22 protein-coding genes are annotated in these 22,779 nt (G+C 60.8%); 17 read left to right on the forward strand and 5 right to left on the reverse strand.

Translation table 11 applies throughout. The annotated features are described in order from the left end of the window. Positions 1-4 precede the first annotated feature (4 nt). From cobO to FFS64_RS11445, 14 genes are all read left to right on the forward strand, one after another. The gene (cobO, locus tag FFS64_RS11385; RefSeq protein WP_137805453.1) at positions 5-616 is read left to right on the forward strand and encodes a cob(I)yrinic acid a,c-diamide adenosyltransferase; all 612 of its coding nucleotides are present in this window, start codon (positions 5-7) and stop codon (positions 614-616) included. After that, on the forward strand, positions 613-1,995 hold the full coding sequence (locus FFS64_RS11390) for a cobyrinate a,c-diamide synthase (protein WP_137805454.1): 1,383 nt from the start codon (positions 613-615) through the stop codon (positions 1,993-1,995). Before cobO ends, FFS64_RS11390 begins: the two co-directional genes overlap by 4 nt. After that, complete coding sequence (gene bluB / locus FFS64_RS11395; protein ID WP_137805455.1) at positions 1,992-2,642, forward strand: 5,6-dimethylbenzimidazole synthase; 651 nt, start codon at positions 1,992-1,994, stop codon at positions 2,640-2,642. Before FFS64_RS11390 ends, bluB begins: the two co-directional genes overlap by 4 nt. Then, positions 2,639-3,547, forward strand: coding sequence for an adenosylcobinamide-phosphate synthase CbiB (gene cbiB, locus FFS64_RS11400; protein ID WP_137805456.1), 909 nt, complete (start codon positions 2,639-2,641; stop codon positions 3,545-3,547). Before bluB ends, cbiB begins: the two co-directional genes overlap by 4 nt. Continuing rightward, positions 3,540-4,532 (forward strand): threonine-phosphate decarboxylase CobD, encoded by a 993-nt coding sequence (gene cobD / locus FFS64_RS11405; protein ID WP_137805457.1) that lies wholly within the window; start codon positions 3,540-3,542, stop codon positions 4,530-4,532. The genes cbiB and cobD overlap by 8 nt, the downstream gene beginning before the upstream one ends. Continuing rightward, complete coding sequence (locus tag FFS64_RS11410; protein ID WP_137805458.1) at positions 4,529-5,980, forward strand: cobyric acid synthase; 1,452 nt, start codon at positions 4,529-4,531, stop codon at positions 5,978-5,980. Before cobD ends, FFS64_RS11410 begins: the two co-directional genes overlap by 4 nt. Before the next feature lie 148 nt (positions 5,981-6,128). Beyond that, positions 6,129-6,650 carry a bifunctional adenosylcobinamide kinase/adenosylcobinamide-phosphate guanylyltransferase gene (cobU, locus tag FFS64_RS11415; protein WP_137805459.1) on the forward strand — a complete coding sequence of 174 codons (522 nt, stop codon included), beginning with the start codon at positions 6,129-6,131 and terminating at the stop codon, positions 6,648-6,650. Continuing rightward, the gene (cobT, locus tag FFS64_RS11420) at positions 6,647-7,702 is read left to right on the forward strand and encodes a nicotinate-nucleotide--dimethylbenzimidazole phosphoribosyltransferase (protein ID WP_137805460.1); all 1,056 of its coding nucleotides are present in this window, start codon (positions 6,647-6,649) and stop codon (positions 7,700-7,702) included. The genes cobU and cobT overlap by 4 nt, the downstream gene beginning before the upstream one ends. Beyond that, complete coding sequence (gene cobC, locus FFS64_RS11425) at positions 7,699-8,274, forward strand: alpha-ribazole phosphatase family protein (RefSeq protein WP_137805461.1); 576 nt, start codon at positions 7,699-7,701, stop codon at positions 8,272-8,274. Before cobT ends, cobC begins: the two co-directional genes overlap by 4 nt. Before the next feature lie 2 nt (positions 8,275-8,276). Next, entirely contained in the window at positions 8,277-9,011 is a 735-nt protein-coding gene (locus FFS64_RS11430) for an adenosylcobinamide-GDP ribazoletransferase (RefSeq protein WP_137805462.1), read from the forward strand. A gap of 151 nt (positions 9,012-9,162) precedes the next feature. Further along, positions 9,163-9,567, forward strand: a complete 405-nt coding sequence (locus FFS64_RS11435; protein ID WP_137805463.1) for a MarR family winged helix-turn-helix transcriptional regulator — start codon at positions 9,163-9,165, stop codon at positions 9,565-9,567. A gap of 52 nt (positions 9,568-9,619) precedes the next feature. Then, positions 9,620-10,828: an MFS transporter gene (locus FFS64_RS11440; RefSeq protein ID WP_137805464.1), complete on the forward strand. Its 1,209-nt coding sequence runs from the start codon at positions 9,620-9,622 to the stop codon at positions 10,826-10,828. Beyond that, complete coding sequence (locus tag FFS64_RS31680) at positions 10,825-10,947, forward strand: hypothetical protein (protein ID WP_256660442.1); 123 nt, start codon at positions 10,825-10,827, stop codon at positions 10,945-10,947. The genes FFS64_RS11440 and FFS64_RS31680 overlap by 4 nt, the downstream gene beginning before the upstream one ends. A gap of 72 nt (positions 10,948-11,019) precedes the next feature. Then, positions 11,020-11,586: a glutathione peroxidase gene (locus FFS64_RS11445; RefSeq protein ID WP_137805465.1), complete on the forward strand. Its 567-nt coding sequence runs from the start codon at positions 11,020-11,022 to the stop codon at positions 11,584-11,586. 200 nt (positions 11,587-11,786) lie between these two features. Here FFS64_RS11445 and FFS64_RS11450 read toward each other — a convergent pair whose 3' ends face one another. From FFS64_RS11450 to FFS64_RS11460, 3 genes are all read right to left on the reverse strand, one after another. After that, positions 11,787-13,067 carry an OmpP1/FadL family transporter gene (locus FFS64_RS11450; RefSeq protein ID WP_137805466.1) on the reverse strand — a complete coding sequence of 427 codons (1,281 nt, stop codon included), beginning with the start codon at positions 13,065-13,067 and terminating at the stop codon, positions 11,787-11,789. 148 nt (positions 13,068-13,215) lie between these two features. Next, a complete protein-coding gene (locus FFS64_RS11455; protein ID WP_137805467.1) occupies positions 13,216-13,698 on the reverse strand; it encodes a hypothetical protein in 483 nt (160 codons plus the stop codon). Positions 13,699-13,973: 275 nt separating this feature from the next. Further along, on the reverse strand, positions 13,974-14,198 hold the full coding sequence (locus tag FFS64_RS11460) for a hypothetical protein (RefSeq protein WP_003204606.1): 225 nt from the start codon (positions 14,196-14,198) through the stop codon (positions 13,974-13,976). Between the two features lie 997 nt (positions 14,199-15,195). Here FFS64_RS11460 and FFS64_RS11470 point away from each other — a divergent pair. After that, positions 15,196-15,519 carry a sel1 repeat family protein gene (locus FFS64_RS11470; protein WP_137805468.1) on the forward strand — a complete coding sequence of 108 codons (324 nt, stop codon included), beginning with the start codon at positions 15,196-15,198 and terminating at the stop codon, positions 15,517-15,519. A 175-nt stretch (positions 15,520-15,694) separates the two neighbouring features. Further along, positions 15,695-17,059, forward strand: coding sequence for a DNA recombination protein RmuC (gene rmuC, locus FFS64_RS11475; RefSeq protein WP_170948698.1), 1,365 nt, complete (start codon positions 15,695-15,697; stop codon positions 17,057-17,059). 95 nt (positions 17,060-17,154) lie between these two features. Here rmuC and FFS64_RS11480 read toward each other — a convergent pair whose 3' ends face one another. Both FFS64_RS11480 and FFS64_RS11485 read right to left on the reverse strand, forming a co-directional pair. Beyond that, positions 17,155-20,625, reverse strand: coding sequence for a PAS domain-containing hybrid sensor histidine kinase/response regulator (locus FFS64_RS11480; RefSeq protein WP_137805470.1), 3,471 nt, complete (start codon positions 20,623-20,625; stop codon positions 17,155-17,157). Positions 20,626-20,782: 157 nt separating this feature from the next. Further along, complete coding sequence (locus FFS64_RS11485) at positions 20,783-21,319, reverse strand: TetR/AcrR family transcriptional regulator (RefSeq protein WP_137805471.1); 537 nt, start codon at positions 21,317-21,319, stop codon at positions 20,783-20,785. 152 nt (positions 21,320-21,471) lie between these two features. Here FFS64_RS11485 and FFS64_RS11490 point away from each other — a divergent pair, with 152 nt between their 5' ends. Continuing rightward, on the forward strand, positions 21,472-22,668 hold the full coding sequence (locus FFS64_RS11490; RefSeq protein WP_137805472.1) for an MFS transporter: 1,197 nt from the start codon (positions 21,472-21,474) through the stop codon (positions 22,666-22,668). Positions 22,669-22,779: the final 111 nt, after the last annotated feature.

Here is a 22,779-nt window from a genome sequence, read left to right on the forward strand (position 1 = left end):
CCCCATGACTGATACCCCTGATCGTGACGAACGTCATCTGGCGCGCATGCTGCGCAAGAAAGCCGTGATCGACGAACGCATCGCCAATTCCCCGAACGAATGCGGTCTGTTGCTGGTGCTGACCGGCAACGGCAAAGGCAAGAGCAGCTCGGCGTTTGGCATGCTCGCCCGGTCGCTGGGCCACGGCATGCAGTGCGGCGTGGTGCAGTTCATCAAGGGGCGCAACTGCACGGGCGAGGAGTTGTTCTTCCGGCGCTTTCCCGAGCAGGTGCGCTTTCATGTGATGGGCGAGGGCTTTACCTGGGAAACCCAGGACCGTCAGCGTGATATCGCCGCCGCTGAAGCGGCCTGGGCGGTGTCGCAGGAATTGCTGCGCGATCCATCCATCGGCCTGGTGGTGCTGGATGAATTGAACATCGCGCTCAAGCACGGCTACCTCGATCTCGATCAGGTGCTCAGCGATTTGCAGGCACGTCCGCCGATGCAGCACGTGGTGGTCACCGGTCGCGGCGCCAAGCCAGAGATGATGGAACTGGCCGACACCGTCACCGAGATGGGCATGATCAAGCACGCGTTCCAGGCTGGGATCAAAGCGCAAAAAGGCGTCGAGCTGTGAATCAACCCCGTCGTTGCCCCGCGGTACTGATTGCCGCGCCGGCCTCCGGTCAGGGCAAGACCACGGTCACCGCCGCGCTGGCCCGATTGCATCGCAATCAGGGGCGCAAGGTTCGCGTGTTCAAATGTGGCCCCGACTTTCTCGACCCGATGATTCTCGAGCGCGCCAGCGGTGCGCCGGTGTATCAACTGGACATGTGGATGGTCGGCGAGCAGGAAAGTCGCCGCTTGTTGTGGGAAGCCGCAGGCGACGCCGACCTGATCCTGATCGAAGGCGTGATGGGGCTGTTCGACGGCACACCTTCCAGCGCTGATCTGGCACGGCACTTCGGTGTGCCGGTGCTGGGCGTGATCGACGGCACCGCCATGGCCCAGACCTTTGGCGCACTGGCACTGGGGTTGGCGCGCTATCAGCCGGACTTGCCCTTCGCCGGGGTCCTGGCCAATCGTGTCGGCACCTTGCGTCATGCACAATTGCTCGAAGGTAGCTTGACCGAAGGCCTGCGCTGGTACGGCGCGCTGTCCCGGGAAACCGGGATCGAATTGCCGAGCCGACACCTCGGCCTGGTCCAGGCCAGCGAGTTGAACGACCTCGATGTGCGTCTCGATGCGGCGGCCGATGCCTTGGCCAGCAGTTGCGAGGTTGCGCTGCCGCCGGCGGTTGAATTCGCTGCGCCGGATCTGATTGCCGCCGAGCCACTGCTGGCCGGCGTGCGCATTGCCGTGGCCCGGGACGAAGCGTTTGCCTTCACCTACGGCGCCAGCCTTGATTTGCTGCGGGCGATGGGCGCCGAGCTGCGGTTTTTCTCGCCGATCCGTGATGCGGATTTGCCGGAAGCAGACAGCCTGTATCTACCGGGTGGCTATCCGGAACTGCACCATGTGGCCCTGGCACAAAACACTTCGATGCTGAGCGCAATACGTGCGCACCACGCAGCAGGCAAACCGTTGCTGGCCGAATGTGGCGGCATGCTTTATCTGCTCGATTCGCTGACCGATGTCGAAGGCACCTGCGCGCAGATGGTCGGCTTGCTGGGTGGTGATGCGGTGATGCAAAAGCGTCTCGCCGCGCTGGCTTTGCAAGCGGTTGAACTGCCGGAAGGTTCGCTGCGCGGCCACACCTATCATCATTCGCTGACCACCACCGAACTGACGCCGATTGCCCGGGGCTTGAGCCCTAACGGCGGGCGTGGGGCGGAGGCGGTTTATCGTCAGGGGCGGATGACGGCCTCGTATGTGCATTTTTATTTCCCGTCCAATCCGACAGCGATTGCCTCGCTGTTTGCACCTGACCTAGGGGATGCCTTCGCGAGCAGGCTCGCTCTCACCAATGATCACCTGAATCCTGTGGGAGCGAGCCTGCTCGCGAAGAGGCCATGAACGACAACGCATTCAGTCCGGCCGAACGCGAAGCGGTTTATCGCGCCATCGCCGAGCGCCGCGACATGCGCCACTTCAGCGGCGGCACTGTCGAGCCCGAGCTCTTGCGGCGCCTGCTCGAAGCCGCGCACCAGGCGCCGAGTGTCGGCCTGATGCAGCCCTGGCGTTTCATCCGCATCAGCGACCGTGCCTTGCGCGGCAAGATCCAGGCGCTGGTGGAAGAAGAACGCATCCGCACCGCCGAAGCCCTGGGTGAGCGCACCGACGAATTCATGCAACTCAAGGTTGAAGGCATCAACGATTGCGCCGAAGTGCTGGTCGCGGCGCTGATGGATGATCGCGAACGGCATATCTTCGGTCGGCGCACCTTGCCGGAAATGGATCTGGCCTCATTGTCCTGCGCGATCCAGAACCTGTGGCTGGCGTCTCGCGCCGAAGGGTTGGGCATGGGCTGGGTTTCGCTGTTCGAGCCACAGGCGCTGGCGGACTTGCTGGGCCTGCCGTCCGGCGCCAAGCCGTTGGCCGTTTTGTGCCTGGGACCGGTCAAGGAATTTTATCCGGCGCCGATGCTGGTGCTGGAAGGCTGGGCGCAGGCGCGTCCGCTCAGTGAACTGTTGTACGAAAATTATTGGGGAGTGCGTCCATGAGTTTGGCGTTGTTGAGTGTCGCCGCCGTGGCGCTGGATGCGCTGCTGGGCGAACCCAAGCGCTGGCATCCTCTGGTGGCGTTCGGCCGTTTTGCCGAGCGCATCGAGGAACGTTTCAACGGCGGTGGTCGCGGCTGGCGCAGCCACGGCGTCACCGCGTGGGTGATCGCTGTGTTGCCGCTGACGCTGTTGGCCACGGCGTTTTCCTGGGCGCCTTACGTTGGCTGGGTCGTCGAGATTCTCGCACTGTATTGTGCCCTCGGTATGCGCAGTCTCGGTGAGCATGTCGAGCCGGTGGCCAAGGCTCTGCGCAGCGATGATCTGGACGAGGCGCGCACGCGGGTGGGTTATCTGGTCAGCCGTCAGACCAGCGAACTCGACAAAACCGCAGTCGCCCGCGCCGCCACCGAGTCGGTGCTGGAGAACGGCAGCGATGCGGTGTTCGCGGCTTTGTTCTGGTTTGCCGTGGCCGGTGCGCCAGGCGTGGTGCTCTACCGTTTGAGCAACACCCTGGATGCGATGTGGGGCTATCGCAACGAGCGCTTCGAGCGATTTGGCTGGGCTGCGGCGAAGATCGACGATGTACTCAATTACATTCCCGCGCGGTTGGTGGCGTTGACCTACGCGCTGCTGGGCAAGACTCGGCTGGCCTTGAAATGTTGGCGTACCCAGGGCCCGACCTGGGACAGTCCGAATGCCGGTCCGGTGATGGCCGCCGGTGCTGGTGCCCTGGGCGTCGAGTTGGGTGGGCCGGCGATTTATCACGGCGAACTGCATGAGCGTCCGCCACTGGGCGAAGGCCTGCCGGCGGACGCCGACTCCATTGACCGCGGCTGGCAATTGGTCCAGCGCGGGGTATGGTTATGGCTGCTGATTCTCTGCGTGGGGGCTGAATTTTATGCTTGAACACGGTGGACGGTTGCGCAAGGCGGCGCTCGAATACGGCATCGCGCAAGCCGATTGGCTTGACTTGTCCAGCGGCCTGGCGCCCTGGCCGTTCCCGGTGCCGCAGATCCCGCTGCGGGCCTGGGCACGCTTGCCGGAAACCGATGACGGCCTGGAACAGGCCGCCTGCGATTACTACGGAACCCTGCAGGCATTGCCGGTGGCCGGTTCGCAAATGGCCATCCAGTTGTTGCCGCGATTGCGCCGGGCGGGCAAGGTCGGCGTGCTGTCGCCGTGTTACGCCGAACATGCCGAAGCCTGGCGTCGTAATGGCTACATCGTGCGTGAAGTGCTGGAGCAGGAAGTCGATTTTTTTGTCGACAGCCTCGACGTGCTGGTGGTGGTCAACCCGAACAATCCTACCGGCCTGAGCCTGACGCCCGCCCGATTGCTCGATTGGCATTCGCGACTGGCCCAGCGTGGTGGCTGGCTGGTGGTGGACGAAGCGTTCATGGACAACACGCCGCACCTGAGTGTGGCGCCGTTTGCCCATCAGGTCGGGCTGATTGTGCTGCGCTCGTTCGGCAAGTTTTTCGGCCTGGCCGGGGTGCGTTTGGGGTTTGTCCTGGCCGAGCGCAAATTGCTCAAGCTGCTCGCCGAACAGGTCGGACCCTGGGCGGTGAGCGGCCCGACCCGGGTGCTGGGTCAGGCTTGCCTGCGCGATACCGAAGGGCATACGCGGCAACGGGTGCGAGCCGAGGAGGCCAGCGAACGGTTGGCGTCGTTGCTTGAGCAGCACGGCTTCAAACCCCAGGGCGGTTGCGCCTTGTTCCAATGGCTGATCACCGAACGTGCCGAAGAACTCCATGAATTCATGGCCCGGCGCGGCATTCTGCTGCGATTGTTCACGCTAAACAGCAGCCTGCGTTTTGGCTTGCCGGCCGATGAAGCCGATTGGGCACGCCTCGCCGCCGCATTCGAAGACTTTGCCAAGGAAGCCTCATGACCACCTTGATGGTGCAGGGCACCACATCGGACGCTGGCAAAAGCACGCTGGTGACGGCGCTGTGCCGTTGGGTCACGCGTCAGGGTGTAGACGTGGTGCCATTCAAGCCGCAGAACATGGCGCTCAACAGCGCGGTGACGGCCGACGGTGGCGAGATCGGCCGCGCACAAGCGGTGCAGGCCCAGGCCGCGTATCTCGAACCGCACACCGACATGAACCCGGTGCTGCTCAAACCCAACAGCGACACCGGCGCCCAGGTGATCATCCACGGTCGTGCAGTCACGACCATGAATGCCGTGGCTTATCACGACTACAAAGCCATCGCCATGCAAGCGGTGCTGGCCTCCCATGCCCGGTTGAGCGCGGCCTATGCGCTGGTGATGGTCGAAGGTGCCGGTTCGCCTGCCGAGATCAATCTGCGTGCCGGCGACATCGCCAACATGGGCTTCGCCGAAGCGGTGGATTGTCCGGTAGTACTGATCGCCGATATCAATCGGGGCGGAGTGTTCGCCCATCTGGTGGGCACGCTGGAGCTGCTGTCGCCCAGCGAACAGGCGCGGGTCAAGGGCTTCATCATCAACCGTTTTCGTGGCGATATCGCTTTGCTGCAATCGGGCCTGGACTGGCTGGAGCAGCGCACCGGCAAACCGGTTATTGGCGTTCTGCCTTACGTGATGGACCTGCATCTGGAAGCCGAGGACGGTATCGATCAGCGCCAGACCGACAAGGCTGAGCAGGTGTTGAAAGTGGTGGTGCCGGTGCTGCCGCGCATCAGTAATCACACCGACTTCGACCCGTTGCGCCTGCATCCGCAAGTGGACCTGCAATTCATCGGTCCCGGACAGGCGATTCCACCGGCCGATCTGATCATTCTTCCCGGCTCGAAAAGCGTGCGCAGTGACCTTGCCTATCTGCGGGCCAACGGCTGGGACACCGCGATTTCTCGACATCTGCGTTACGGCGGGAAAGTGCTGGGCATCTGTGGCGGCCTGCAAATGCTCGGTGAGCAGGTACACGATCCGCTGGGCCTTGAAGGCGCATCGGGTTCCAGCATCGGCCTGGGTTTGCTGGCGTTCGAAACCCGGCTCGAAGCAGAGAAGCAACTGCGCAATGTGCGTGGGCGCCTGGCGCTGGAGAATGCTGAAGTCAGCGGTTATGAAATCCATGCCGGCGTGACCACCGGAGCGGCGTTGGAAAACGCCGCGGTGCAGCTCGATGATGGTCGTTGTGACGGTGCGCAAAGTATCGACGGGCAGATTCTCGGCACCTACCTGCACGGCTTGTTTGAATCACCGGCGGCCTGCAGTGCGCTGTTGCGCTGGGCCGGTTTGCAGGCTGTGCAGGATGTGGATTACCACGGGTTGCGCGAGCGGGATATCGAGCGCTTGGCGGATCTGGTGGAGAAGCATCTGGATACCGCGCTGTTGCGGGAGCTCTGTGGGATTTGAGGTGGCTGTACTGGCCCCATCGCGGGCAAGCCCGCTCCCACAGATTCTGCGGTTGGACAAAAAAACTGTGAGCAGCCTTGATCCTCGTGGGAGCGGGCTTGCCCGCGATGAGGCCAGCTGTCTCACCAAAGATTTTAAGGATTCAAATATGCTCCAACTGATCCTCGGCGGCGCCCGCTCCGGCAAAAGTCGCCTGGCCGAAAAACTGGCAACAGACAGTCAGCTCCAGGTGACCTACATCGCCACCAGCCAACCCTTGGACGGCGAAATGAGCGAGCGGGTCGCCCATCACCGCGCCCGCCGTCCGGCTGAATGGGCGTTGATCGAAGAACCCCTGGAACTGGCCCGTGTCCTGCGTGAAAACGCCCGCGCCGATCAATGCCTGTTGGTCGATTGCCTGACCCTGTGGCTGACCAATCTGCTGATGCAGGGCGATGCCGAACGCCTGAACGCCGAGCGTGAAGCCTTGCTGGAGTGCCTGGCGTCACTGCCGGGGGAAATCATTTTTGTCAGCAACGAGACCGGAATGGGTGTCGTGCCGCTGGGCGAATTGACTCGCCGCTATGTCGATGAAGCCGGTTGGCTGCATCAAGCGCTGGCCGAGCGTTGTCAGCGAGTTGTCCTGACCGTCGCCGGCCTGCCCCTGACTTTGAAAGGAACTGCGTTATGAGCCCATCCTGGTGGTTGAACCCGTGCCAAGTGATCGACGCCCAGGCGGTCGAGCAGGCGTTAGCCCGCCAACAGCAACTGACCAAGCCGGCCGGGTCTCTCGGTCAACTTGAGTCGGTGGCGGTGCAACTGGCGGGATTGCAGGGGCGGGTCAAGCCGAGTCTGGAGCAGGTGTCGATCGTGATTTTTGCCGGTGATCACGGCGTGGTGGCCGAAGGGGTGTCGGCGTTTCCCCAGGAAGTCACCGGGCAGATGCTGCATAACTTCGTCAGCGGCGGCGCGGCGATCAGCGTATTGGCGCGGCAGTTGGGGGCTTCCCTCGAAGTGGTGGATCTGGGAACGGTCACGCCATCGCTGAACCTGCCGGGGGTGCGTCACCTGAACGTCGGCCCGGGCACGGCGAATTTCGCGCAGGGGCCGGCGATGACCGCGGCTCAAGGCGAACGCGCTCTGCAGGCCGGTCGTGACAGCGTATTGCGGGCGAAAGCGGGCGGTGCGCAGTTGTTCATCGGTGGCGAGATGGGCATCGGCAACACCACTGCCGCCAGCGCGCTGGCCTGTGCCTTGCTTGAATGCCCGGTGGTGCATCTGGCCGGGCCGGGCACCGGTTTGAATGCGGCGGGTGTCAGCCACAAGGCCGAGGTGATTGAACGCGCATTGGCCTTGCATGGCGCTCAACGTGGCGACGCCTTGCAAACCCTGTTCAATATGGGCGGCTTCGAAATCGCAGCACTGGTCGGCGCTTATCTGGCCTGTGCCCAGGAAGGTGTTGCGGTACTGGTGGATGGCTTCATCTGCAGCGTCGCGGCGTTGGTCGCGGTGCGCCTGAATCCTGAATGCCGCCAGTGGTTGTTGTTCGGTCATCGTGGCGCCGAGCCCGGGCATCGGCATGTGCTGGAAACCTTGGGCGCCGAGCCGTTGCTCGACCTCGGTTTGCGTCTGGGCGAAGGCAGCGGCGCGGCACTGGCCGTGCCGTTGTTGCGGCTTGCGTGTGACCTGCACGGGCAAATGGCGACGTTCGCTGAAGCGGCGGTCGCGGATCGTCCGGCATGATTTTGCGCCTGGATCTGCTGCGTCATGGCGAAACCGAACTCGGCGGCGGCTTGCGTGGCAGTCTCGACGATGCGCTGACCGAAAAGGGTTGGCAGCAGATGCGCGCGGCTGTGATGGAGCAGGGGCCTTGGGATCGTGTGATCAGCTCACCATTGCAGCGTTGTGCGCGCTTCGCTGAAGAGCTCGCCGGGCAAATGGGCTTACCGGTAGCGTTCGATCAGAACCTGCAAGAACTGCACTTTGGTCGTTGGGAAGGGCAGAGCGCTGCGGCGTTGATGGAAACCGATGCCGAAGCCCTGGGGTTGTTTTGGGCTGATCCTTATTCATTCACCCCGCCTCAGGGGGAGCCGGTGGCCGAATTTTCTGTGCGGGTGCGGGCGGCGGTGGCGCGTTTGCAAGCGGCGTACGCCGGCGAGCGGGTGCTGTTGATCAGCCATGGCGGAGTCATGCGTTTGTTGCTGGCTCAAGCCCGAGGTTTGCCTCGTGAGCAGTTGCTCAACGTAGAAGTAAGTCATGGAGCACTGTTTTCGCTATCGGTTGATGCCGATGGCCTGTTGAAGGAAGTGCATTGACCATGTTGCCGTTCTGGATCGCCCTGCAATTCCTCAGCAGCCTGCCGATACGATTGCCGGGCATGCCGGCACCGCAAGAGCTGGGGCGATCGCTGCTGTTTTATCCACTGGTGGGTTTGTTGTTCGGCGGGATTCTATGGGCATTGAACTGGCTGTTGGTGGGCACACCCTTGTTGTTGCACGCAGCGCTGTTGCTGACGGTTTGGGTGTTGCTCAGCGGTGCGTTGCACCTGGACGGTCTGGCCGACAGCGCCGATGCCTGGCTCGGTGGATATGGCGACCGTGAGCGCACACTGACCATCATGAAAGACCCGCGCAGCGGACCAATCGCAGTGGTTACGCTGGTCTTGGTGCTGCTCCTGAAATTTGCCGCGTTGCTGGCGTTGATCGAACAGCAGTACGCCGTGGCGCTGATCATCGTTCCGTTGCTGGGGCGCAGCGCGTTGCTGGGGTTATTCCTGACCACACCCTATGTGCGTCCTGGAGGTCTGGGGCAGGCACTGGCCGATCATCTTCCGCGGTTGGCGGGCAAGCAGGTGTTGGTGGCCAGTGGGGTGGCTTGTGTATTGATTGCTGGCTATACCGGTGTTGTCGCTGTGGTGCTGGCGGTGTTTCTATCTGCCTGGCTAAGGCAGGTGATGCTACGGCGCTTGGGCGGAACGACAGGCGATACGGCGGGGGCCTTGCTGGAATTGCTGGAGATGGCGGTACTCGTAGGGTTGGCGCTAGTCCTGTAGGAGCGAGCTCGCTCGCGATGCACTCGAGACCGCCACGTTTATTCAGAAAGCGCGCGCTATCGTTGACGCCTATCGCGAGCAAGCTCGCTCCTACAGGGGTTTCATGTAACATAAATTTGCATTCATTCAACCGCGGGTATATACACGCACCATGCTCGACTCCCAATGTTTATGCATCAACCTGCGTCGCGCCGCCCGTGGCGTCAGCAGGCATTACGACGGCGCTCTCGATGGCTTCGGGATCAACGTTGCGCAGTATTCTTTGCTGTGCAATCTGCAGCGCCTGGATCAACCGAGCATTTCCACGTTGGCCGAAGCCATGGGGCTGGATCGCAGCACCCTGGGGCGTAATCTTCGAGTGTTGGAGGGCGAAGGTCTGGTGACGCTGGTGGAAGGCGAGGACATGCGCAATCGTATCGTCTTGCTGACCGAGGCTGGGGCCGAGCGGCTAAAAGCAGCCTTGCCGGCCTGGGAGGCGGCGCAGCAGCGATTGGTTGATCGTCTGGGGGCCGAAAAGCGTGAAACGTTGTTGAAGTTGCTGGACGAACTGGTTTGATGCCGGTTTGTTCGATCTTAAGCGGGTATATACCCGCGACCGGAGAACCAGAATGACATCGATGTGGCGTACGTGCGGTTGGGTTTTGTTGGGGAGTGCGCTGATTCTTGCGTTGTCTCTGGGCGTTCGGCATGGCTTCGGCCTGTTCCTGGCGCCGATGAGTGCCGAATTCGGTTGGGGGCGGGAAGTCTTTGCCTTCGCCATCGCCCTGCAAAACCTGATCTGGGGCCTGGCGCAACCGTTCACCGGCGCGCAGGCCGACCGCTTTGGCGCGGCGAAAGTGGTGCTCATCGGTGGCGTTCTGTATGCCCTGGGCCTGGTGTTCATGGGCTTGTCCGACTCGGCGGTGACCTTGTCGCTAAGTGCCGGCCTGTTGATCGGCATCGGGCTGTCCGGTACCTCGTTTTCGGTGATCCTCGGCGTGGTCGGGCGGGCAGTGCCGCCGGAGAAACGCAGCATGGGCATGGGTATCGCCAGCGCCGCCGGTTCCTTCGGTCAGTTCGCCATGCTGCCCGGCACGCTCGGGTTGATCGGCTGGCTCGGCTGGTCCGCGGCCTTGCTGGCGTTGGGGTTGCTGGTGGCCTTGATCGTGCCGCTGGTGGGCATGCTCAAGGACAAACCCTTGCCGGTGCTAGGGCATGAACAAACCCTGTCCGAAGCGTTGCGTGAAGCCTGTTCCCATTCGGGATTCTGGCTGCTGGCGTTCGGCTTTTTTGTCTGCGGTTTCCAGGTGGTGTTCATCGGTGTGCACTTGCCGGCGTACCTGGTGGATCAACACCTTCCAGCCACCGTCGGCACCACGGTGTTGGCGCTGATCGGTCTGTTCAATATCTTCGGCACCTACACCGCAGGCTGGCTGGGCGGGCGCATGTCCAAGCCGCGGTTGCTCACGGGTCTGTACTTGTTGCGGGCTGTGGTGATTGCGCTGTTCCTCTGGGCGCCGGTGACCACGACAACAGCCTATCTATTCGGCATGGCCATGGGCTTCCTGTGGTTGTCGACGGTGCCCTTGACCAACGGCACGGTCGCGACCTTGTTTGGCGTACGAAACCTGTCCATGCTCGGTGGGATTGTTTTCCTGTTCCATCAGCTCGGCTCGTTCCTCGGCGGCTGGTTGGGCGGGGTGGTGTACGATCGAACCGGGAGTTATGACTTGATCTGGCAGGTCGCGATTCTCTTGAGCCTGATGGCCGCGGCCCTGAACTGGCCGGTGCGTGAACGGCCGGTGGCGCGCCTGCAAACCCAAATGAGTGCAACATGAACAGTCTCTGGCCGCGAATCACCTTTTTGGCAGTCTGTGCCTTGCTGCTGGCCCTGGCGTGGTGGGGCTGGCATCAGGGCGGGTTGGCGTTGATGCAGTTGGGCATGAGTGTGTGCTAGAGGGAGGCTTGCTAGCAGGATGTCAGGGCGAGTAACTTCGATCCTGACGATTCCTCACAAGGAGGCACCGATATGCTGATGCGCTGGTTTGCAGTTCCCGCGTTACTGGTAGCGTTTAGCGGGTTGGCTCAAGCGGCAGAGTGCCCGGCGCTGTTGCAAGGCTCATTGCCCAAGTTGCGCGCCAATGAGTCCATCGATTTGTGCAAGCGCTTTGCCGGCAAGCCGTTGGTGGTGGTCAACACTGCCAGTTTCTGTGGCTTCGCGCCGCAGTTCAAAAGCCTTGAGGCGTTGAATCAGCGTTACAAGGAGCAGGGGCTGGAGGTGATCGGCGTACCGTCCAATGACTTCAAGCAGGAATCCAAGGATGGTGCCGAGACCGCCAAAGTCTGTTACGTGAACTATGGCGTGACCTTCACCATGACCGAACCGCAGAAAGTCCGCGGCGATGATGCCACGCACCTGTTCAAGGTTCTTGCCAAGCAGAGCAGCGCGCCTAAATGGAATTTCTACAAGTATGTGGTCGATCGCCAAGGCAAGGTGATCGCCAGTTTCTCCAGCCTGACCAAGCCCGATGACCCTGAGTTCATTAGCGCTGTGGAGAAAGCCCTGGCGTCCCCGCCGCTGGCTGCCACGCCATGATCCTGGTTGAACCCTTGTAGGAGCGAGCTCGCTCGCGATGGTCGCAAGATCGACGCGTTTATTCAGAAAGCACGCGTTATCGTTAACGTCCATCGCGAGCAAGCTCGCTCCTACAGCCCACAAAAAAGCCCCGCGTTCTGCAGAAGAACGCGGGGCTTTTTTGATTCGGGCGGCGAGTGGTTCAGGCTCGCCGACGATCATCAGAAGCGGTAGGTCGCACCGACACCGAAGCCGTTCGCCCAGTTTTCATACTTGGCGCTGTAGCTCTGGTTGCGAGGAGCACCATTGCTGTTGTTGATATGGACCGCTTCTTCCTTTAGATAGGAATACGCCACGTCGATGGTCAGGTCGTCGGTCGGGCTCCAGCCGGCACCCAGGCTGAAAATCGTGCGATCGCCAGTCGGGATACGTGGGGAGCGGTTTTCGTTGTTGGTCGGCGCCTGGTCGACGGACAGACCGGTACGCAGCACCCATTGCTTGTTCAGCTGGTAGGAAGCACCAATGGCGTGCGCCCAGGTGTCGTGCCAGTTCTGCTCTTCAGTAATGGTGCCAAACCCGCGTGCGGCCAACGCTGCAGGTACGCCTTCGTTCTCGACAGAGATTTCTTTGAGGCGGCTCCAGCGAGTCCAGGTGCTGCCTGCGTAGAGGGTCCACTGGTCGTTCAGCTGGTGAGTCACGGAGAAGTCAACCGACTCAGGCGTCGTAATGTCGAGCGAAGCGTCGTACTTCTGGCTCGGGTTTTGGCCCAGTGCGCTGAGCAAGCCGTAGTTGACCTTGGTGTCACCCTCGATCTTGTACTTCACTTTCGAATGGTAGGTCAGGCCGACGCGAGTGCTGTCGGTGGCTTGCACCAGAATACCGATGTTGTAACCCAGTGCGGTGTCGTCACCCTTGATCTTGACTTCACCGTCCGGTGCCAGCGGGTTCAGGGATACGTTCGATTCCAGCTTGCCGTCGATGCGGTTGATGGTCGGACCGAAACCGATCGACACCTTGTCGTTGAACGCATAGCTGATGGTTGGCTGCAGGGTCACGATTTTAACTTCGCTCTTGCTGCCGAAGTAACGGCCGGCAAAGCCGTTCTCGTAATCGGTTACCAGGCCGAATGGTGCGTAGACGCCGAAACCGACCGCCCACTGGTCATCGAGTGGCTTGACGTAGTAGCCCATCGGCACGCCCATGAAAGGGACCATGTCACCTTTGTTGGTGCCGCCGTTCGGACGGGAGCTGGCATCGCTGATATCGGTGTGCGCGTCAATAAATGCAACACCGCCAGTCACTTGTTCGCGCTTGAGGCGAGACATGCCGGCAGGGTTGCCAAAAATGGTGGATGCGTCGTCGGCAGAGGAAGATCGCCCGGCAAAACCTGTACCCATCCCGCTGATGCTTTGTTCGTTGAGGGCAAAGCCACTTGCAAAGATCTGGGTGGATGCCAAGGCAACGGCGAGGCTAATGGTGGTTTTGAGCATTACTTTTTTCATTATTAGAACTCCTGGTGATCACCGGGGCGCAAATTACCAACATTTTTGTCCGGGCGCTATAGGCTGTATCGCTTGATTTAGAGCGGTTTTGTAGGACAATCAGACCAGATTCGCGACCTGTTGTGCGATCTTTGGATCCAGGCGGGGATCAGCAGGCTACCTGATTCAGCGGTGAAACACAGGTTTGCCAGGCGGAGGTGAAGTCTCTCAGGCGTCCTTGGGGCTGGAAGGTCTGGCGCCAGATTCGGGCCATGCCCAGCAGGTCGTCTGCTTCGGGGAGAGGGGTGTTCTGTTCTTCGACCAGCAGCCAGGCAATGGCTGTGGCGTAACGCAGGTTGACGGTTAATTCCAGGTGCGGGCCACTGAGAAAAGCATGCTGGCTGGCGAGGCCGCGGACCAGGCTGGCACGCTCGGGATCGAGTGCCAGGTAATGGTCCCAAAGTGCCTGGTGGCGGGGTTCGGCGATTCGATACAGGCCGTGGCCACGGCGGTCGTGCAGGGCGGAGCCAAGGGCTGACTGGCTGGCGGCGATACCCAGCAGCAGGGATTCGGCGGTTGCGCTATGGCGTCCAAGGTAGATCAACGTCGGGCGGATCACATAGCGGCACAGTTCGCTGGCAGCGATACCCATAAAACCCTCGAAACACGAAATGGTCGGCGAAACCTGAAGGGAGCGTTGGCAGCGGTGAATCGACTCAGGCTCGCCGGAAGCGGATCAAGCCGCTTGAGTTGAAGTGTAGTGTCATATTCACTGCGTAAAGGTCTGTTTTTAAAATATTTCCGGCTTCCAGTTATAACCGTTATATCGCTTGGTGCTTAACCGGATGGCCTGCAACGTGAAATTCCGCGCAACAAAAAGCCCCGCTTTTTGAGCGGGGCTTCTGATGTTTCAGCCTTGCTGGCGTCTCAGGCAACCAGTGCCTGACGGGTACGCTCGATCACAGCCTGCAGCGGTTCGGCGCTGGAGTATTGATCAGGGTACAGGCGCTCGCTGTGACGGGCGATGCCGTGTTCGTTGACCAGGGTAAAGCTGAAGCAGCCTTTGCGAGCGGCCATGATCAGGCAGTTCATTGGTGCAAAAGCGTTGGTTAGGGTGCGGATGGCATCCTGTGCATGGATTTGAGTAGACATAGTCATGGGTGTTCCTACAAGCGACACGGATAAGAGCCGTGCAAAATTTAAACGTTCCAGTAACGACGACCACCGTTGGTCGAACGAAGAACCCGACTGGAACAAAGCAGCCAGTTTGAAGCGCTGATAATTGGCGCGCTTGGGCTGGCAGGTAGGTACTTAGGAGGGCAGGCAACACATCGAGGGCAAAGGTTCTGGGCCCGGGGTGAAGATCCTGATCAATTTGCAGGTTGGTTCGGTCAGAGTAAGTGAGCCTGGCAACACCCTTTGCTTTCGATTCAAAGGCTGTGTTGACGCAAGATTTACCTGGAAACCATCGAGGTGGCCGATCCCGCTTGTTCGGTGTAAGGCTTCCTGTGGGAAGGCTGACCGGGGGGATTTGTTCGACCAGAATTGACTTTCAGCTTGGTACTAACGGCGTGGATAGTATCGGATTGAAACGGCGATGGGAAGTGTGTTAGCCAAAAAAGTCGGCCAGGCGTCTCATACTGCCGCTGCGTAAGTCCATTAACGAAGGTCATGAACCGAAGCAACGCCCTGTAATGGTCCGTATTCCGACCGGCGGTCGTGGAGTTTCGACCAGTGGCGAACTGCCTGGATCACGGGTTTGCAGGGTTTTATCCCCAGGCAAGGAGTAAAAGTGCGCCGAAAAAGCGCAGCGATATAACCGTCCCGAAGGTACTTGTGCACATTATTTGCGCGAGCTGTCACCTCGCTGTCATCTAGCCTTCAAGCGCAGTGGGTGCCTGTAACCAAAATTTAAGTCAATGAAAAACATCGCTTTTTTTAACTGGTGAAAAAATCGTCAGTTTGACTGCAGGCCCCATTCCATAGGGCTTTGCGAGACTTCAGGGGCGGTTGTCCACTGAGTTATCCACAGCTTCTGTGGATTGTCCCGAGCGCTTGCTCTAGGACGGGCGTGCCCGGATTTTTTCACCTTTACCTGTATGAAAAAAAGAGTAGAGTGGCGCGCCTTCCGATCTGCCCGCAGTGTTTTATGAAGTTTCGTACGCCATCCGCTTCATCCACTTCCAAAACGCCCACTGTTGCCCCACCCAAACGCATTTCGATGCGGGTGGCCGAATGGCTGCTGGACAGCCCGCGGCTGGGAGAAAACACCAACGTCAAACACATTGCCGGGCGTTTGCTCAAGCAACCGGCCCGTGAGGGCGTCGTGGCTGCGCAAAGCCGCCTCGGCCAGTTGATGTGCCGCGAGTGCGGCAATGCCAGGGACCGTCGCATCGGCCAGGATCTCTTGCGCCAGGCCGCGCGGGCAGGGGACTTGCGTGCGCAACAGGAACTGGGCCTGCTCGAAGACTGAGCTGTCCAAGGCCTGACGCCTTGGTTAACCTTCAAGCTTTATTTCAATGGCAGGAATGGCTATGGCTATGGACTTGACCAGCGCGTTGCTGGGGCTTGGGGGCGCTGCTCTGCCGCTACTGGTGTTGGCCTGGCAACTTCAACGCAGGGCAGGCTTGGCGCAAGCCCAGGTCGCGCTGCTGGAAGAGCGTCTGGCCACGGCGCATCTGGCGCAGGATGGCCTGAACGCACAACTCGAAGCCTGTCGCGATGAAATAGCCGATCTCGGTCAGGCCAATGCCGCCCGGCAAGCTGACCTTGCCGCTGTGCGCCGCGAAGTCGAGCTGCTGCAAATCGAACGGGATGATGCCCGCGACGCCTCCCACGCCTGGAATATCGAGCGCGCAGGCAAAGATGCCGAGCTGCGTCGCCTGGACGCCCAGGCGGCATCGCTCAACGCCGAATTGCGTGAGCAGCAGGAAAGCCACCAGCAGCGCCTCAACGACCTGCAGGGCTCGCGAGACGAGTTGCGTGCGCAGTTCGCCGAACTGGCGGGCAAAATTTTCGATGAGCGAGAGCAGCGTTTCGCCGAAACCAGTCAGCAGCGCCTGGGGCAGTTGCTCGATCCGTTGAAGGAACGCATCCAGTCGTTTGAAAAGCGCGTAGAGGAAAGCTATCAGGCTGAAGCACGGGAACGCTTTTCGCTGGCCAAGGAACTGGAGCGCCTGCAACAGTTGAACCTGCGCCTGAGTGATGAAGCCACCAACCTGACCCGTGCCTTGAAGGGGCAGAAAACCCAGGGTAACTGGGGTGAACTGATTCTGGAGCGGGTGCTTGAGCATGCCGGGCTGGAGAAGGGGCGCGAGTATCAGACCCAGGTCAATCTGAAAGGCCCGGATGGCGAGCGTTTCCAACCGGACGTGATCATTTATCTGCCTGGTGACAAGCAGGTGGTGGTCGACTCCAAGGTCAGCCTCACGGCTTATCAGCAATACGTGGCGGCCGAAGACGAAGGCATCAGCCAGATCGCTATCAAGCAGCACGTCCTGTCCTTGCGCAATCATGTCAAAGGTCTGGCCGGCAAGGACTATAAGCGGCTCGACGGTTTGCACAGCCTGGATTTCGTCCTGTTGTTCGTGCCGATCGAAGCGGCATTTTCCGCTGCATTGCAGGCCGAACCGACACTGTTCCAAGAGGCGTTCGACCGCAACATTGTGATCGTCAGCCCGACCACCTTGCTGGCGACCCTGCGTGTCATCGACAGCCTGTGGAAACAGGAGCGGCAAAGCCAGAACGCCCGGGAAATCGCCGAGCGGGCCGGATGGCTGTACGACAAGTTCGTGTTGTTCATTCAGGATCTGGATGAAGTCGGCAATCGCCTGCAGCAACTGGACAAAGCCTACAGCGCCGCGCGCAACAAGCTGACAGAAGGCCGCGGCAACCTGGTCAGCCGCAGTGAACAACTCAAGTTGCTCGGGGCGAGAGCGAGCAAAAGCCTGCCGGCGGATCTGCTGGAGCGGGCGATGACGGATGTGGATGGGTTGGTCGAGTTGCCGGAATAGTCAAAAGCTTCGCGAGCAAGCCCGCACCCACAGTTGATCGGTGTGGGGGCGAGCCTGCTCGCGAAGGCGTCAGATGCAGCGCCACAACGTAAACCCTACAGCGGCAAATGCCGACTCAACAACGCCCGCAATGCCGCCGGTTTCACCGGTTTGGCCAGGTAATCCAGCCCCGCCGCATGCACTTGGGCTACCGTCTCCGGTCGGCCGTCGGCGCTGATCACCACGCCGGGTACCGGTTCGCCCAATCGGGTGCGCAACCAGGCCATCAGCTCGGTGCCTGTTTCGCCATTGTCCAGATGGTAATCCACCAACGCCAATTGCGGCCTTACCCCGTCGCCGAGCAGCGTCGCGCATTCATCGCGGTTGCGCGCGGTCCAGACCTGGCAACCCCAGCGGGTCAGCAAGCTGTTCATGCCGATCAGGATGCTGTCCTCGTTATCGATGCACAGCACCTGCGCACCACTGAGCAATTTGCCGTTGAGTTCGGCCGCCTTGGCCGGCAACGCCGCTTGCGCCCGTGCCAGCGGTACGCTGACGCTGAACACGCTGCCGCGTCCCGGCCATGAGCGTACGCGCAGGGTATGCCCCAGCACGCGGCACAAGCCGTCGGCAATCGCCAGGCCCAGCCCCAGGCCTTTCTCGGCACGTGTCTGATGGCTGTCGAGGCGTTTGAATTCTTCGAAAATCACCTGCTGCTTATCTTCGGGAATACCCGGTCCGCGGTCCCAGACTTCCAGGCACAGCTCGCCCTTGCGGCGGCGAACCCCCAAAAGCACCGGCCCTTTGGCGTAACGAAAGGCGTTGGTCAGGAAGTTCTGCAGGATTCGGCGCAGCAATTTGATGTCGCTTTCGATGCGCAGCGTACTGCCCCGGACACGGAACGCCAGGCCCTGTTCCCGTGCCAGTGCCTTGAATTCGGCGCCAAGGGTGTCGAACAACTCATTGAGTGCGAAGGGCTTGGCATCGGGATTGATCTTGCCGTTTTCCAGGCGGGAAATATCCAGCAGATCGCTGATCAGGTCTTCGGCTGAGCGCAGAGAGCTGTCCAGGTGCTGCACCAGCTTTTGCGCCTCGCCGGACAAGCCGTCCTCCTGATGGGTCAGGGCGGCGGAGAACAGCCGTGCGGCGTTCAAGGGTTGCATCAAATCATGGCTGACAGCCGCCAGAAAACGGGTTTTCGACTGGTTGGCAGCCTCGGCGGTGCCCTTGGCTTCGGTCAGGGCCACGTTGAGTTGCGACAGTTCGTGGGTGCGTTCGGTCACGCGCTGTTCGAGGCTTTCGTTGGCTTCGGTCAGTGCCTGTTCGGCTTCGCGGAACGGGGTGATGTCGGTGAAACTCATGACAAAACCGCCGCCGGGCATCGGGTTGCCGATCAGTTCAATCACCCGGCCGTTGGGGAACAGCCGCTCGGAGGTATGCGCCCGGCCCTGGCGCATCCAGTGCAGGCGGCGGGCGACGTGCACTTCGGCTTCGCCGGGACCGCACAGGCCGCGTTCGGCGTTGTGGCGAATGATGTCGGCAATCGGCCGGCCGACGCTGATCAAGCCATCCGGATAGTTGAACAGCTCCAGGTAGCGACGGTTCCAGGCCACCAGTTTCAGCGACTGGTCGACCACGCTGATGCCCTGGGTGATGTTCTCGATCGCCCCTTGCAGCAACGCGCGGTTGAACTGCAGGACTTCGGAGGCTTCGTCGGCGATGCGCACGACGTCCTCCAGTTGCATCTCCCGACCCTCAATGGCGGCTTTTACCACCGCACGCGTTGACGAGGCGCCCAACACACCGGCCAGCAATCGTTCGGTATGGGCAATCCATTCACTGTCGGCATTCTGGTTCGGGTTGAAGCCTTTGCCCTGGCGGTAGGCAAAGCGGATAAAGCTCTGCCGGGCGCGTTCCTCACCGACGAAGCGTGCCGCCAATTGCAGCAGATCATCGATCTGCACCGCCAGCATCGAACGCGCGCTAGGTCGGGCACTGATTTCCTGGCCAATGAAACGACCGGCCTGCCAGTGTTCCGACACTCGCGTACGTGACATCACCGAGACCCAGGCGAACAGCGTGAAATTACCGGTAAGGGACAGGACCACGCCTTGGGTCAGTGGCGTGATCGGCAGGTTCAGCGGGTTGCTGTGCAGCCAGGCCAGGCCCGGGAAGCTGTTCAGGGAAACCCCGAGACTGTGGGCGGCGATCGGCAGGACCAAGGTGTAGAACCAAAGGAACGTGCCGGCGGCGAGACCGGCGAATACGCCGCGACGGTTGGCCTGTTTCCAGTACAGCGCACCGAGCATGGCCGGCGCCAGTTGGGTCACGGCGGCGAAGGCGATCTGGCCGATGGTCGCCAGGCTCGCGGTCGAGCCCAGCAGGCGATAACTGACATAGGCCAGCAACAGAATCACCACGATGCTCACGCGACGCACCGACAGCATCCATTGGCGGAACACCTCGAACGGGCGCTCGGCGTTGTTGCGGCGCAGCAGCCATGGCAGCAGCATGTCGTTGGACACCATGGTCGACAACGCGACGCTGGCCACGATCACCATGCCGGTGGCCGCCGAAGCGCCGCCGATAAAGGCCAGCAACGCCAGGGCAGGGTGGGCCTGGGCCAGCGGCAGGCTGATCACGAATGAGTCCGGCAGCACCGAACTTGGCAGCATCATCTGGCCGGCGAGGGCGATCGGCACCACGAATAAGGCCGCTAGGGCGAGGTACGCAGGAAACACCCATTTGGCCAGGTTCAAGTCCTGAGGGTCGATGTTTTCCACCACCGTCACATGGAACTGTCGCGGCAGGCAGATGATCGCCATCATCGCCACCCCGGTCTGCACCACCATCGATGGCCAGTTGATGGTTTCCTTCCAGTACTCCTCCAAACGCGGGGCGAGCATGGCCTGATCGAACAGGTCATCAAAACCGTCATACAGCCCGAACGTCACATAGGCGCCGACTGCCAGAAACGCGAACAACTTCACCAGCGATTCGAAGGCAATGGCCAGGACCATGCCGCGGTGGTGTTCCGTGGCATCGAGGTTGCGGGTACCAAAGACGATGGTGAACAACGCCAGCACCAGTGACACCACCAATGCCGTGTCCTGCGCGCGAACCCCCATGGCATCGGCGCCTGCACCGATCAACAGGTTTACCCCGAGGACGATGCCTTTGAGCTGCAAGGCGATATAAGGCAGCACGCCGACCAGGCAGATCAGCGCCACCACTACCGCCAGCGACTGGGATTTGCCATAACGCGCGGCGATGAAGTCGGCGATGGAGGTGATGTTCTCCTGTTTGCTGATCATCACCATTTTTTGCAGTACCCACGGCGCGCCTATCAGCAGCAGGATCGGCCCGAGGTAGATCGGCAGGAATGACCAGAGTTGCTCGGCGGCCTGACCCACCGCGCCGAAGAATGTCCAGCTGGTGCAATAAACGGCCAGCGACAGGCTGTACACCCAGGCACGCACCCGTGGCGGCAAGGGCGCGCTGCGACGGTCACCGTAAAAGGCGATGGCGAACATGATGGCCATATAGGCCAGGGCGACGGCGGCAATCAGCCCGCTGGACAACGACATGGGAACTCCAGGCAACCAAAGACACCCGGGCCTCCCGCCCGGACAGACAGTCTCGCACGATGGCGGTGGTTAGTCAGTGTCGACCAAGGTCGTGGCGTGGTGGGGTGTCGCAGGTGGGGTGTCAGTCAGATCTATGGCGACTGCGCGAATGGCATTGTCACTGACGAAGCGCAATCTCGATCAACCGATGCAACTCCTCAACTTCCAGCGGCGTCTCGGAAAACAGTATTCGAAACACGATAGGCGCCGCCACCATATTGATCAGCCGATCGACACTGGGCTTGGACGCATCCGGATAGCGATCCAGGATGACCTGCAACTGCCCGCCAATGATCGTCACGCAATAGCTCGGCTTGAGGCTCGCTTGCACGTCACGCAGCATATTGCGGCCGGGCGCTGAACTCATTTCATCCAGGTATTGTTCGGCCCAGGCCAGCACGTCACCTTGCAAGCTGCCGGTTTTGGCCGACTCCGTTTCCGGTTGCATGCGCGCAAGCGCAACGTCCGCCAGCAACGCCGACAAATCACCCCAGCGCCGATAAATGGTCGAAGGCGTAACGCCCGCCCGTGCGGCGATCTGTGGCACGGTCACGGTAGCGCGATCCTGCTCTTCGAGCAGTTCGCGCACGGCAGTATGAATCGATTCCTGGACCCTGGCGCTGCGGCCACCGGGACGTAAAGCGGGAGTAGTCATTGCGTGTTTCCTGTCTAGCGCCGTTGCCTGTTGCGACATGACACCAGTTCTGAAAAGCCATGCATCGGACCTTAACACAAAGAATTTGCTTTAAGCGCAAGCCGGTAGCACACTCCACAAAAGCAAAAAATTAGCTTTTGTGGAGCGATCTCATGTCCAGTTCTCCTTCAAACCGTGCCAGCCTGTGGTTCCTGGCAATCACTTTACTCAGTTTTCTCGCGGCTTCCACGGCACCGACGCCGTTGTATCACTTGTATCAGCAACAACTGCAGTTCTCGGACGCTGTACTGACGCTGATATTTGCCGTGTATGCCTTGAGTCTGCTGGCAGCGCTGCTGACAGTCGGTTCGCTCTCGGATTACCTGGGGCGCAAACCGGTGATTTTTACGGCCGTGGCACTGAATATCCTGGCGATGTTGTTGTTTATCTACGCCGACAATATCGCCTGGCTGATCGGCGCCCGGGTACTGCAAGGCTTTGCCACCGGCATGGCCACCGCCGTATTGAGTGCAACCCTGCTCGACACCGACCGCCAACAGGGGCCGTTGATCAACAGCGTGGCACCGTTGCTCGGCATGGCCCTGGGCGGGATGGGGTGTGGCTTGCTGGCCGAGTTTGCACCGGCTCCCTTGCACTTGACCTACTGGCTGCTGCTGACCTTATTTTTGATGCAGGCCGTGTATGTGTGGCGTTTGCCGGAAAGTGTCTCGCCGCAGTCGGGCGCATGGGCGTCATTGCGGCCGACCTTGCACGTGCCGGTCCAGGCGCGCTCCACCTTGTGGCGCGTGTTGCCGCTTAACGTTTCGACCTGGGCACTCGGCGGTTTCTACGCCTCACTGGCGCCTTCATTGGTGCGGGCGGCCACCGGCTCGACTTCGAACCTGATCGGCGGGGGCACCGTGGCAGCCTTGACGGTAACCGGCGCCCTGATGATTTTCACCCTGCGCAATCGATCGGCCGCTTTCGCGTTGCGATTAGGCGCCAGTTCGCTGCCAGCAGGCATCGTCCTGATTTTGCTGGGCGTACACAGCGCGAGTCTGCCCTTGTTTTTCCTCGGCACGTTTGTCGCCGGCTGTGGTTTTGGTGCCGGCTTCCTGGGGGCCGTGCGCAGTCTGTTCCCGCTGGCCTTACCCCACGAGCGGGCCGGGTTGATGTCGGCGTATTACGTGCTCAGTTATCTGGCGTTCTGCCTGCCGTCGTTGCTGGCCGGCAACCTCACGCATACCTTTGGTTTGGTCGCCACTACCGATGGTTATTGCGCGGTGTTGATCCTCCTTTCGTTCAGCGCATTGTTCGCTTTGACACGGCAGCGTGCCGCCAGCGCTTGCAGCGCTGCGGGTCAGCCATAAAGTGATGCGGTGCCCGTCCGTCTTCGCGGCAACGGTTCAATGGAAATATCTATTAAATAGATAACAGTTAGAGATATTACCCGTTATATCGATATTCGATCTGGATCTATG

It is taken from the genome of Pseudomonas sp. G(2018) (genome assembly GCF_005502415.1).
Taxonomy (GTDB): Bacteria; Pseudomonadota; Gammaproteobacteria; order Pseudomonadales; family Pseudomonadaceae; genus Aquipseudomonas.